Here is a 12,193-nt window from a genome sequence, read left to right as displayed (position 1 = left end):
AACAGGGGGAGTGGGAAGCGCAGGCGTTAATTGCGTCTCACATGAATGACGGTGTGTTGGCGATCCTGACACACTCGGCGCGTACTGCGGAGAGCTCGGGAAGAGCAGCCGGGTTTCCTTTCAGATTCAGCAGTGGAAGGTGCTCTCTGATGAGTTGTTTCTCCGCATGATCTAGGTCTTCGGGAGACACCGCGACCCAGTAGACGAGCAGATTCTGATTGATCCAGGCAATGATCTCTCGCTCGTCAGAGATGCTGAACACGTAGTTTCGGGTGTTGCCCTTGCCAATGAGGCTGCCTGGTTCGGGCCGGTACCCAAGCACGGCGCCGAGGCTGCGGAAGAATGTGCCGTGACCTCGCGCTCGGAGCTCTTGACCCAGGAATCTGGTGCTGAGGCTCCGGCTCGCGACGCCGATGTAGAGCAAGTCATGCCCGCGCTGCAGGCTGAGGTCTGCGAACCCGTTGGGCAGCGCGGATTGTTCCTTGACGCGGATCGGGTAGAGCCCCGGGTGGCCAGGCACCCTGCCATCGATCTCGCCGGCAGACACAAATTTCTCATGCGAGAGAAGATCCGCCGCAATGAGATCCGGGGACTGAACCGCGGACGCGCCCTGGTCGGTGCCGGATGACGGAGAAGTCACTGCGGGGCGTGCGGTCATGGGAACAGTGGTCTTGGGGGTTGTGGTCGACGCGGAATCCGTGAGGGTGACTGTGCTGCCGTTTTTCTCGAAGTATTGCGGGTAGTTGCGGGTGCGCAAGTCGATTTGGGATGTAGCGATAGGGGATCCATCGCGTTTCTTGTAGCTGCCGCGGGCGTTGATCTGAATCGCCGCAGGTTTGGTGCCGCCTCTTTTCGAATTGAACGGATGGCATCATGCCAAAGAAGAGCGATCCCGAACCCAGCCAAAGCCTCAGCTGGTCAAGGTGAACCTGTCGTGCCGAGCGGGCCCGATCACCTGAATGCTCGCCCATTTTCGCTCGCAGCAATTCTTCTCAGACAGTCAAAGTCTCAGCGTTGCGAGATCAAGATTCAGTAGTCTGTGAATTCAGAAGCCCGACGTCTAAGGAGGCGAAGTCCATCTCGTGGACCTACCGAGACCGAACCAACTCGTGTTCGCACCATCCGTGCATCTCAGGAGAGAGCGGATGTGGGGTGGCATCAATCCACTGAATTTGGCAGAAACTGAGCGCAGATCATGATGCTCACTGTCTTGCTGCTAGTCCTGGGTCTAATAGTCATCGCACTGATCGTCGCGGCAAATGGGTATTTCGTGGCCCAAGAGTTCGCCTACATGTCGGTTGACCGCTCGACGCTACGAGCTCGCGCCGAAGGTGGTGACCGGGCTGCGAGACGTGCGCTGAAAGTGACAGATCGCACATCTTTCATGCTTTCTGGTGCTCAGCTGGGGATCACCGTAACGGGTCTGCTGGTCGGGTACGTCGCAGAGCCCCTCGTCGGTGAATCACTCGGAGTTCTCCTGGGTGGTGTCGGTGTTCCCGCCGCCACAGGTATCGCGGTCGGAACTGTCATCGCGCTCGTCTTCGCAACGGTGTTCCAGATGATATTTGGTGAGCTTTTTCCCAAGAATTTGGCGATCGCTAACCCGACGCCACTGGCACGGGCGCTTGCGCAATCGACTCTCGTGTATCTGGCTGTGTTTGGTTGGCTGATTGCCATTTTCGATCGGGCCTCGAATGCGCTTCTCAAACTCATCAGAGTTGAACCGGTGCACGATCTTGACAGCAGTGCGTCTGCGCAAGACCTTGAACACATCGTTGAAGGCTCTCGTCAAAGCGGGGATCTTCCCGAAGACCTCTCGATGCTGCTGGATCGGATCCTGGACTTCCCGAATCGCGATGTCGAACATGCGATGGTGTCGCGATCACAGTCAGACTTCCTCGCCCCAGATGCTTCAATTTTTACCGCACGAACTCTCATGGCGGAAGCGCACACGCGATATCCGGTAGTCGATCAGAATGATGATCCGGTTGGGGTGGTTCACCTCGCAGATGTACTGCATTGTGCTCCAGACGATCCAAGACCCGTAGTTGCAATTATGCGAGACCCCTTAGTGATTCCCTCGCTCATGAAGCTCCCGGACGCACTTCGAAGCATGACAGATTCTGGAAACGAGCTTGCCTGTGTGATCGATGAGTACGGCGGATTCGCCGGAGTTCTCACCCTTGAAGACCTCGGCGAGGAACTCGTTGGCGAAGTGACGGACGAGCATGATATCGCCCACTCAGCTGCTATCTGCCTGCTCTCCGAAGCTCGGTGGCGCGTGGAGGGCTCCCTTCATATCGACGAGCTCGAAAGACTCATCGGTCAGGATCTTCCCGTCGGGGATTTCGAGACATTGGCAGGGCTTTTGATCGCCACCCACGGCGATCTTCTTGAGAGCGGGGCGGTCGTTCGAGTCCCGCTTGTTGCGACCGGTGCCGACCTCGCAGAAGGTCTAGACCTGTCCCGTGTGCTCAAGGCCGAGGTAGTTGAGATCGAGCGGCATATTCCCTCGGTTGTGATCGTAGAGGTTCTTGAAGAAGCTCCTCAGCACATGCGCTCTGAGACGGACACGATTGATTCGGCCGGAAAGGGTGACTCATGAACGGCTGGGTAGTACTTCTGGTCACTGTGCTCCTCATCGTGTTGAGTGCGTTTTTCGTGGTGATCGAGTTTGCTCTGATGGGGGCTCGGCGCCACCGATTGGAGAGTGAGGCGACGCAGCGTGCTTCCGCCCGCGCCGCGCTGCGCGGCATGAACGAACTCACCCTGATGCTCGCCGCCGCACAGCTCGGCATCACGGTGTGTACCTTCGCGCTCGGAGCAGTCACAAAACCTGCGATCGACTATTGGCTCGGTCCAGTGCTTATATCGTGGGGGCTACCCGAGTGGCTCTCGGGAGGGCTCGCCTTTGCCGCATCACTGCTCATCGTCACGTTCCTCCACCTGGTGGTGGGCGAGATGGCCCCCAAATCATGGGCGATCGCGCATCCGGAGACCGCAGCAAAGGTGATCGGCATACCTGCGAGGCTCTTCGTTTGGCCCCTGCGGCCCTTCCTCGCCTGGGTGAACTCGATCGCGAACGCGCTCGTCGCACGCACTGGCGTCACCCCGGTTGAGCGTGCAGCGGTGGGCGGCCGAGATGCAGACACAATCCGTCAACTGGTTGAGCACTCGGCTGAGGTGGGGGCACTCGAGAAGGAACTCCAGTCTCAAATCTCTGAGGTCATTCGCCTCCAGGGCATCACGGCTTCGGACATCGTGCGGAAAGATCAGGAAGCCTCTGCGGTGGCAGACTCCGCCACGGTTGCGGATGTGCAAGAAGAATCCCGCAGTAGTGGTCATCTTCGAGTTCTGGTCAAAAACCAAGAAGGCATACTTACCCACGTGGTTCATGTGCGTGACACTTTAACGTTGCCGCAAGATGCCCCCGCCATAGGCCACGGTCGACCAGTGTTTCAGGTTGCACCAGACGTCCCGGTGTACGAACTCCTTCGGCAAATGCGAGAAGCTCAGGTGCAACTTGCAGTTGTTGGCGGAGCAGGCTCCCCTCAGTACGTTCTCACGATTAAAGACGTGATGCAGCGAGTTCTGTCGACCAGCACCCGATGACACTTGGGCGCCTCGCCTGTAGCGGGTGCGCCGTCGCTCCGCCAGAATAAGTGCATGGCTGAGATCAAAACACAGGCGACCGACGCGAATGTGCAGGAGTTCCTTGAAGCAGCGGAGCCGGCCAGACGGCGCGCTGACGGGCTCGCGCTCGCAGAGATCTTCCACGAGGTCACGGGGGAGGAGCCCGTGATGTGGGGGCCTTCCATCGTCGGCTACGGCAGCTACCACTACGTGTCGCCCGCGAATCTTCGGACGCAGGGCGAGTGGCCAAAAACCGGGTTTTCGCCGCGCAAGGCAAAGCTCTCGATCTACGGGCTGAAAGATCTTCCGGCCGGGGCGGCTCTTCTGCCACAGCTAGGAAAGTACACGGAGGGCGCGGGCTGCGTCTACGTCAACAAACTTGACGACATCGACCTTGAAGTTCTGCGTCGGCTGATTGCCATCGCATACTCGCGCACTGACGAGTCCGCCGAGTGACAGAAACGAGTGAACCAGCGGCCACTCGCGAAGCCGCGGCCGCCACTGATGTCGCGCTCAATGCCGACTCCGGGCGCTTGATGTCGGGGACGAAAAACGGCGCGAGCGGCGACGCACCTGAAAGGTCTCGTCTCGTCGTGATTGCGCTCTTGCTCGCCGCGGTGGTGTGCTCAATCAACGTGACGGTGGCAGCGGTGGCAGTGCCAGCGATCGGCACCCACTTCAATGCCGCCCAGACCGCACTCAATCTCGTGTCGCTCGGCACGGGCCTCGGGCTGTCCATGTCGGTGCTTTACCTCGGCGCGCTTGCTGACCGTTACGGCCGGAAGCAGATGCTCGTCGTAGGCGTGGCGCTGACGATCGTGGGAAGCGCGCTCTCAGCGATCGCCCCATCAATCGAGGCGCTCATCGCGGCGCAGGTGTTCGTCGGTATCGCTGGGGGCATGGCATTTCCGACCACGCTTTCCCTGATCTCGGCGCTCTGGTCCGAGGGGCCCCGCCGCACCGGGGTTATCGCGCTCTGGTCGAGCTTTGCCAGCATGGCTTCCGTGCTCGGCGCGGTGCTCGCCGGCCTTGCGCTCGTGCTCCTGTCGTGGCAGTTTGTGTTTCTGATAAGCGTTCCGCTGGCGGCGCTCGCCCTCGCGTTTATCGTGCCATTTGTTCCCTCACACGTGGGGGAGTCGAGCGTTCCGGTTGATCATGTCGGTGGCGTGCTTTCCGTGGCAGCCCTGGGCTCGGTGGTGCTCGGCGTGGGGCTGGTGTTCGATCCGACGGAGTCAGTGTTCGGACAGGCATTGCTCGCGATCGGTGCCATCACCCTCGGCCTGTTCATCTGGCGTCAGGCGCAAGCCACGCACCCGCTCTACGATCTCCGGGTTGCGCGGCAGCGGCTGTTTTGGGTGCCCGCCGTCGCCGGGCTCATTGCGTTCGGTGCGCTGCAGGGCTCCACGTTCGTCGGCGAACAGTTCATGCAAGACGTGCTCGGCTACAATCCCCTACAGGCTGGCATCGCGGTGATTCCCGCAGCCGCAGGCCTGCTGCTCGCAGCTCAGCTGTCCGCGCGCGCGGTGACGCGATGGGGCACCCGCGCGACGATGGCGGTCGGCTACGCCTTCTTGCTTCTCGCGTTCGGCTCGATGCTGCTTTGGCGCGAGAACTCGCCCTATGTGCTGGTTGGCTTCGGATTTCTCATGATTGGGATCGGCGCCACGTTCGTGATGACCCCGGCTCGGCGATCGCTCACGAGCTGGACCCCGATCCGCAAAATGGGCATGGCGTCCGCCACCTCCGACCTGCAGAGTGACCTCGGAGGCGCGGTGATGCAGGCCCTGCTCGGCGCGGTGCTCGGGCGGGGATTCGCGCACACCTTTGGCGCGCAGATCGACTCGAGCGGGCAAGCCTCCTCGATCTCAGATGAAGTCACACGAGCGCTGCAATCCTCATATTCCTCGGCGAGTAACGTGGCCGAGCAGCACCCGCAATTCGCCGACCAGATCATGCAGGCGGCGAGGTTGAGCCTGGAGCGCGGGGCACTCGAGGCCTATCTCATTGGCGCCGCGGTGCTGCTTATCGGGGCGCTGGTGATCTGGTTCGGGGTACCCAGCCGGGCCCGAGAGCTGCAGATGAACGATGCCCGCGCGCAGCAGACTCCCGCCAAATCACCGTCACCTGCTTGAGGTAGCGCAACTCAGACCGCGAAGCTGATCCGCTATCCGCGCAGTTCGCAGCAGTGGATCAGGATTCGCCGTCAACCAGCGCAGCGTATTTGGCCTGAGCCGCAGCCGCGATTTGCTCGGCCTCGGGTTTCTTGGGGCCCGGGCCTGCGACGAGCACGGCCTGCCGAAAATACGCGAGTTCCTGGATTGACTCCGCAATATCGGCGAGTGCGCGGTGGCCGCCCCGCTTCTCGGGCGTCGCGAAAAACACCGCCGGATACCACTGGCGCGACAGCTCCTTGATGGTTGAGACGTCAATGCTGCGGTAGTGCAGTCGCTCGTCGAAGCTAGGCATGTACTTCGAGATGAAGCGGCGATCCATACCAATCGTGTTACCTGCAACGATGGGGCGTCGGCCCGGGGTGACATGTGCCGACACGTATTCGGTGACCAGCTTCTCCGCCTCGGCGACCGTCACGCCCGCCTCGATGCGGGGCAGCAGGCCAGACTTTTCGTGCATATTTCGCACGAAGTCTCCCATGTTCTCCATCGCCTCGGGCCCAGGGTTAATGACGAGCTCGAAGCCGGGGTGCAGCGGCTCGAGCTCGAAATCGGTGATGATCACCGCGATCTCGCAGAGTCCATCGAGATCCACATCGAGCCCCGTCATCTCGCAGTCGATCCAAACGATCTGTTCGGCGGGGGTGTGTGACACGTGGGCTCCTTCGTGAGTGGGCTGAACTAGTCTAGCTGCGGGCGATTTCCCCGTTCTCCAGCCGCAGTACGCGGTCGCTCATATGGTGGATCACGTCGACATCGTGCGAGACGAACAGGAAGGTGGTTCCGCGCTGTGCCTGCACTTCGTCAAGCAGATCGAGCACCCTGGCCTGCACGGTGACATCGAGGGCGGAGACTGGCTCGTCGAGGAGGAGCACCTCGGGGTCTCGCGCGAGTGCGCGCGCGATCGATAGCCGCTGGCGCTGCCCGCCGGACAGGCTTTGCGTGGGTCGCCGCAAGAGATCAGGCTCGAGACCCACCTCGGCGGCGAGCGCAGCCGATTTCGCGGATCTCGATGCGCGTGGGGTGCCGGCGGCGCGCAGGGCATCCGCGAGGATCTGCCCCCCTGACGCTCCGCGAGGGAAGGAGTCCAGCGGGTCCTGCGGAACGAACGCCAGTCGCCTCCGGAGTTGCACACGCGCGGCGGCAGAGAGCGTCTGGCGATCCACGCCGTCGACGCGCACGGTGCCCCCCGCGGGAGACTGCAGCCCGAGTGCGACGCGCAGCAGGGTGGTCTTGCCCGATCCACTCTCGCCGACAAGCCCGACGGTCTCGCCCGCCGCGAGTTCGAGCGAGACTCTCCGCAATACCTGGTGCGTGCCAAACGACACCGAAATGTCGGCAAGTTCGAGCCGTGGGGCGCATGTGGCCCGGGGTGCCTCGATCGGGGCTGCAGGCGTTGGGTCGGCAGGTTCGGGGGAGGCGCCGGGCGAACGGAACTCGCCGGTCAGCCGCACTCCGCGAGGCTTGCCCGCTGGTGAGGATTCGAGCAATTCCCGGGTGAAGGGGTGCGTCGGCTGCGTCAGCACGCGGGACGGCTCACCCGCTTCAATGATGCGCCCGTGACGCATCACCAGCACCCGGTCGGCGACACCGCGAACGCTCGCAAGGTCGTGCGTGATGAGGAGCACCCCGCACCCCTGATCGACCCGCTGCCGCAACCGGGCGAGTACATTGCCGCGATGGCCGGCATCGAGGGCCGTGGTGGGCTCGTCCGCGACGATGAATTCCGGGTCTGCGATGAGCGCCGTGGCGACGAGCGCGCGCTGGCGGAGCCCGCCGCTGAGCTCATCAGAGCGCTGCCGGAGGTGACGAGCGGGTTCCGGCATGCCCGCGGCGTTCAAGGCCGCGAGCACGCGGTGCCGGCGCTCCGCGCCAGTCGCGAGGCCGTGCAGGCGCAGCGCATCGCCCACCTCGTGTTCCACGCGGCGCAGCGGATCGAGCGCACCGAGCGCGTCTTGCGGGATCAGCGAACCGTGCGCCCCGCGAATGGCATCCCATCGCCGGTGACCGGGCTCCGGCGCGGCCCCGAGGGTGCCGCCCGGGGAGACAATTTCGAGCGAAGTGTGCGTGGCGATCGCGGTGCGGGGGAGCAGGCCGAGCAGCGCGCGTGCGGTGAGTGACTTGCCCGATCCGCTCTCGCCCACGAGCGCCACGCACTCGCCAGCGTGCACGACCAGACTGACACCGTCGACCGCGGGGGCCCGGTGCCCGGGAAAGCGAACCGTGAGCGACTCGACCCGCGCGAGTACCGCGCTCATGCGAACCGCCGCTCACGCTCGAGGGCACGACCGATCACGGTGGTCGCGATGCCGACGGCGAGAATCATCGCGCCGGGGAAGAACGTGATCCACCAGGCCTTGGTGAGGTAGGGCCGACCGGAGTTGAGCATCGCGCCCCACTCGGGGGCCGGGGGTGGCGATCCGAGGCCGAGAAAGCCGAGCGCCGCGGCGAGCACGACCGCGTGCCCCACCCCCAGGGTGGCGAGGACCAGCACGGGGCGCATCGCCTCGGGAAGCACGAGAGTCGCCCAGACGCGAGCCCCGCGGTCGCCCTGGAGTCGGGCGGCCTCGACCGGGCCAGATCCCAGCGCCTGACGCACGCCGCCGCGCACCATCCGCGCGTAGCCGGGGGCGGTGGAGATCGCGACCGCGACCACGATCGACGCGGTGCCCGGACCCCAGACGGTGATGAGCAGCAGGGCGAGCAGCAGGCCGGGAAACGCGAACAGCGCCTCGATGACGCGGTCTGCGACGAACCTCAGTGGGGCGAGCACCCTCACGCGGCTGCCTCCCGCGAGGGCTCCGAGTGCGATGCCGGCAGCGAGGCCGAGCAGGGTGGCCGCGGCTCCGATGACGAGCGAGTCGCGCGCCCCGAAGATGACGCGGCTGAGCACATCCCGGCCCGAATCGTCGGTTCCAAAGGGGTGGGCGAGCGAGGGCGGGGCGAAGGCATCTGCCGGGTTCACCGCGAGCGGGGGGAAGGGTGCCAGTATGCCGGGCACAAGCGCCCACACCACGAGTATCGCGAGTGCGGCGAGGGCGATCCACTCGCCGGCACTGAACCCGCTGCGCCGCGCGAATATGCTGCGCCGGAACCCATCGCGCAGTGCCACCCGCCTACGCACGCGGCACCGCCTGCGCGAGCCGAGACTCGGTGCGCGGATCCACGCGAGAGATGACGAGATCGGTGATGAGGGCGACCACCACGTAGGCACACGCGGAGAACAGCACGACACCGAGCACCACCGGCACGTCGCGGCCGAGCACCGCGGTCACCAGGGTGCGGCCGAGCCCGGGGCGGGCGAAGATGACCTCAATGACGGCGGCGCCGCCGAGCAGCGAGCCGAGTGCCCACGCTGTGAGGTTGAGGCCGGGCACCAGGCCGTGGCGCACCACGTGGCGCACCCTGATGCCGAGCTCGGTCTCGCCACGCGCGCGGGCGCTCTCGATGAAGGGCGCGGAGCGGGCGGCATCCACCCCGGCTCGGCACACCTGGGCAAGGAATCCGGCGGTGGGAATCGCCAGGGCCAGTGCGGGCAACACGATACCCGAGAACCCGCCGGTGCTGACGGGAGGAAACCATCCGAGCACGCTCGCGAAGACGAGCACCAGCAGGCTCGCCAGCCAGAAATTTGGCATCGCGGCTGCGGTGAGGTCGAGGGCCGACGCAACCGAGCGGGCGCGGCGCGAGTGCCCGCTCGCGATCACCACGCTCACCAGGGCGAGCGCCCAGGCGAGCAGCAGCGCGGTGAGGGTGAGTAGCAGAGTCGGCCCGATTGCGCCCCCGAGCACCTCGGAAACGGGGATCCGCTGCGCGTAAGACACCCCCAGATCACCGCGCAGCAGTCTCCACATGAAGTCGACGTACTGGGTGAGGATCGGGCGGTCGAGGCCAAATTCGGCTCGGGCCGCCTCGAGTGCCGCGGCGCTCGCCTGGCTGCCCGGGCCGCCGAGAGCGGCCTCCGCGGGGTCACCCGGGATGAACTGCAGGGCGACGAAGGCGAGGGTGGCGACGGTCACGAGCACGGCGACCGCGCCGCCCACGCGTGCCGCTGCACGCCACCACCATCCCTCGCCGGTCATCGCTCAGGTCATCCGGCGATGACGGTACCGAGCCACGGGGTATTGACCGTCGGCAGCGCCCGGAACTCGGTCAGATCAGCGCGGTACAGGAAGTGGTTCTGCTGATCGTAGATCGGCAGAATGATCGATGCGTTCGCGATCCACTCCTGCGCAGCGCGCGCGGCCGCTTCCCGCTCCTCCACGTCCATCGAGGTGCCGATGGTGTCGAGCAGCGCGTCGAGCTCGGGGTCTTTCACCTGCGCGTTGTTGGCGAAATAGCCGCTCGGCGCGGGTACCGTGGCATCGCTGTGATAGAGGAAGCGCAGCACGTCGGGGCCGATCTTCGTGTAGGGGGCACTCACCATCTCGTACTCGTAGGCACCGAGCGCGCCGTACCAGCTCGAGAGGTCGAGCAGCGTGATCTGAATGTCGAAACCCACCTCGCGGGCGCCCGCCTGGATCTGTTCGAAGAGCGCCTGCTCGGCCTGCGTCGACTGTGCGCCGGTCACCGGGAAGCGGGCGGTGAGTCGTTGCCCGTCCTTCGTCCGAATTCCGTCGTCGTCTCGCTCGGTCCAGCCCGCTTCGTCGAGCAGGGCATTCGCGAGCTCGGGGTCGAAGACGTAGGCTTCCGGGCTCTGCAGTGCGAGCCGCTCGCGGCTCGAGAGCGCACTGGTGGATCGCGGTGCCCACCCCTCGAACAGCGTCTCGAGGCCCGCGTCGACGTTGGCAGAGGCGATGAACGCCTCACGCACGCGCTGATCGTTGAACGGAACCGTGCTCGTGTTTAGCTCGATCCGGTTGCTGGCGCCCGGGCGGGGCGCATCGAGGTGCGCGAGGTCTTCCGAGTTCTCCGCGACGGTGATCTGCTCGGGAAGGGGGTTGTCGATGATGTCAACCTGACCAGCCTCGAGGGCCGCGAACCGCGCCGTCGCATCCGGGATGAAGCGCCACGTCAGCGTCTCGGCGGCCGCTGCGTCGGGTGCGTCGATCCCGTCGGGAGAGGTGGTGTACTCGGGATTGCGCACGAGTTCGATGCGATCCTGTTTCACCCAGTCGTCGATGACGAAGGGCCCCGACCCGATCGGTGCGAGGCAGTTTTCGTCCATGCCACGAGCGATGCCGGCGGGCGATTGCATCGCCACCCACGGCTGCGCGAGCGACTCGAGCAGCGCCGCGTCGGGTCGGGTGAGTGTGAAGCGCACCACATCGGCAGCGACGACTTCGACGGCCGCCACCTGGCGCACGGCGAGATAGCCGGTGGAGGATCCCGTGTCGGGGTCTTGCAGGTGCTCGATGTTGGCCTGCACCGCGGCAGCGTCGACGGGGGTGCCGTCGCTGAAGGTCGCACCGTCACGCAGCGTGAACTCCCAGGTCAGTCCGTCGTCGCTGACCGTCCATGAGCTCGCCAGCCACGGCACGATGGTGCCCTCGGCGTCGAGCGCCACGAGCGATTCGAGCACCTGCGTGGCGAGCAGGGCCTGCGGGAAATTGCCGCCGACGTGGGGGTCGAGGCAGCTCGGTTCGCCGTCTCCGGTCGCGTAGACGAGGTTGGTGCGGGCCTCGCCTGGTTCCGGCGTGCTTCCGCCCGCGGAACAGGCCGCGAGCGGCAACACGAGGGCGACCGCGGTGAGGCCGGTCGCCCAGGCGGTTTTTTTCGGTGTGTGCGCTGGTGTATGTTTCACAACCGCTAAGCCTATATTATTAGACGCGATCTATTAAATGCGGCCAGGAGTAATTCGCATGTCTCAGTCACGGGGTCGACCCAGAAAGGCCTCTGCGGAACTGCTGCAGGAGGCGGCGTTCGAGCTGTTCCAGGTGCAGGGGTACCGCGGCACCAGCGTCGAGCAGATCGCGCGAACCGCGGGCTTTAGCCGGGCAACCTTCTTCAACTTCTTTTCGTCGAAGTCCGAGCTCTACTGGCTCGATACCGACGTTCTGCTCGCCAGCCTCGGCAAGCACCTGGAGGGTCAGCTCAGCGCGGGGGATTCTGTGCCGCTGCGAGCGGCCCTGCTGAGTTACGCGGAATCGATCAGTAGCGCCAACATTCCCTGGGCGCTGCAGAACTTCCGGTTGCTCGAATCGGCAGACGACCTGATCGCCGGAGGGGCCGGGCGTGTGCTGGCACTCAACCGATTGCTCGAGTCGTACCTGCAGCGAAGCGCGCCGGAATCTGACTCGGTCGAACGAAGCGCCAACGCTGCGATCACCACGGCACAGCTCATCACGGCGCTTCGCGGGTGGATCGACGCCGGAGTGGGTCGCGGCAGCTTTCGCGCGCAGCTCGAGCGCATCCTGTCGGTTGGCACGTAAGCGGTCTGCGCGACCCGT

General features: G+C 64.8%; 11 protein-coding genes. 5 read left to right on the top strand and 6 right to left on the bottom strand.

The window, feature by feature from the left end:
- Window positions 1–37 precede the first annotated feature (37 nt).
- A complete protein-coding gene (locus ACTNFJ_RS05995) occupies window positions 38–658 on the bottom strand; it encodes a GIY-YIG nuclease family protein (protein ID WP_435907437.1) in 621 nt (206 codons plus the stop codon).
- A 537-nt stretch (window positions 659–1,195) separates the two neighbouring features.
- Here ACTNFJ_RS05995 and ACTNFJ_RS05990 point away from each other — a divergent pair.
- From ACTNFJ_RS05990 to ACTNFJ_RS05975, 4 genes are read left to right on the top strand one after another with little or no spacing between them, the layout of a single operon-like run.
- Window positions 1,196–2,605 (top strand): hemolysin family protein, encoded by a 1,410-nt coding sequence (locus tag ACTNFJ_RS05990; protein WP_435907438.1) that lies wholly within the window; start codon window positions 1,196–1,198, stop codon window positions 2,603–2,605.
- Window positions 2,602–3,612: a CNNM domain-containing protein gene (locus ACTNFJ_RS05985; RefSeq protein ID WP_435907439.1), complete on the top strand. Its 1,011-nt coding sequence runs from the start codon at window positions 2,602–2,604 to the stop codon at window positions 3,610–3,612. Before ACTNFJ_RS05990 ends, ACTNFJ_RS05985 begins: the two co-directional genes overlap by 4 nt.
- Before the next feature lie 54 nt (window positions 3,613–3,666).
- Entirely contained in the window at window positions 3,667–4,089 is a 423-nt protein-coding gene (locus ACTNFJ_RS05980) for a DUF1801 domain-containing protein (RefSeq protein ID WP_435907440.1), read from the top strand.
- Entirely contained in the window at window positions 4,086–5,765 is a 1,680-nt protein-coding gene (locus ACTNFJ_RS05975) for an MFS transporter (RefSeq protein ID WP_435907441.1), read from the top strand. The genes ACTNFJ_RS05980 and ACTNFJ_RS05975 overlap by 4 nt, the downstream gene beginning before the upstream one ends.
- A 58-nt stretch (window positions 5,766–5,823) precedes the next feature.
- Here the strand turns inward: ACTNFJ_RS05975 and orn are convergent, their stop codons facing one another.
- Genes orn through ACTNFJ_RS05950 form a run of 5 tightly spaced genes read right to left on the bottom strand, consistent with a single transcriptional unit; the run spans window position 5,824 to window position 11,547 of the window.
- On the bottom strand, window positions 5,824–6,459 hold the full coding sequence (orn, locus tag ACTNFJ_RS05970; protein ID WP_435907442.1) for an oligoribonuclease: 636 nt from the start codon (window positions 6,457–6,459) through the stop codon (window positions 5,824–5,826).
- Window positions 6,460–6,490: 31 nt separating this feature from the next.
- Complete coding sequence (locus ACTNFJ_RS05965; RefSeq protein WP_435907443.1) at window positions 6,491–8,062, bottom strand: ATP-binding cassette domain-containing protein; 1,572 nt, start codon at window positions 8,060–8,062, stop codon at window positions 6,491–6,493.
- Entirely contained in the window at window positions 8,059–8,928 is an 870-nt protein-coding gene (locus ACTNFJ_RS05960; protein WP_435907444.1) for an ABC transporter permease, read from the bottom strand. Before ACTNFJ_RS05960 ends, ACTNFJ_RS05965 begins: the two co-directional genes overlap by 4 nt.
- Complete coding sequence (locus ACTNFJ_RS05955) at window positions 8,921–9,886, bottom strand: ABC transporter permease (protein WP_435907445.1); 966 nt, start codon at window positions 9,884–9,886, stop codon at window positions 8,921–8,923. The genes ACTNFJ_RS05960 and ACTNFJ_RS05955 overlap by 8 nt, the downstream gene beginning before the upstream one ends.
- An 8-nt stretch (window positions 9,887–9,894) precedes the next feature.
- Complete coding sequence (locus tag ACTNFJ_RS05950; RefSeq protein ID WP_435907446.1) at window positions 9,895–11,547, bottom strand: ABC transporter substrate-binding protein; 1,653 nt, start codon at window positions 11,545–11,547, stop codon at window positions 9,895–9,897.
- 58 nt (window positions 11,548–11,605) lie between these two features.
- Here ACTNFJ_RS05950 and ACTNFJ_RS05945 point away from each other — a divergent pair, with 58 nt between their 5' ends.
- Window positions 11,606–12,175: a TetR/AcrR family transcriptional regulator gene (locus ACTNFJ_RS05945; protein WP_435907447.1), complete on the top strand. Its 570-nt coding sequence runs from the start codon at window positions 11,606–11,608 to the stop codon at window positions 12,173–12,175.
- Window positions 12,176–12,193: the final 18 nt, after the last annotated feature.

Origin of the sequence: Leucobacter shiyiweii, assembly GCF_052446065.1 — a bacterium.
Lineage (GTDB): Bacteria > Actinomycetota > Actinomycetes > Actinomycetales > Microbacteriaceae > Leucobacter.
Note: the sequence above shows the minus strand (reverse complement) of the source record. Positions and strands in the feature narration are given on the sequence as shown.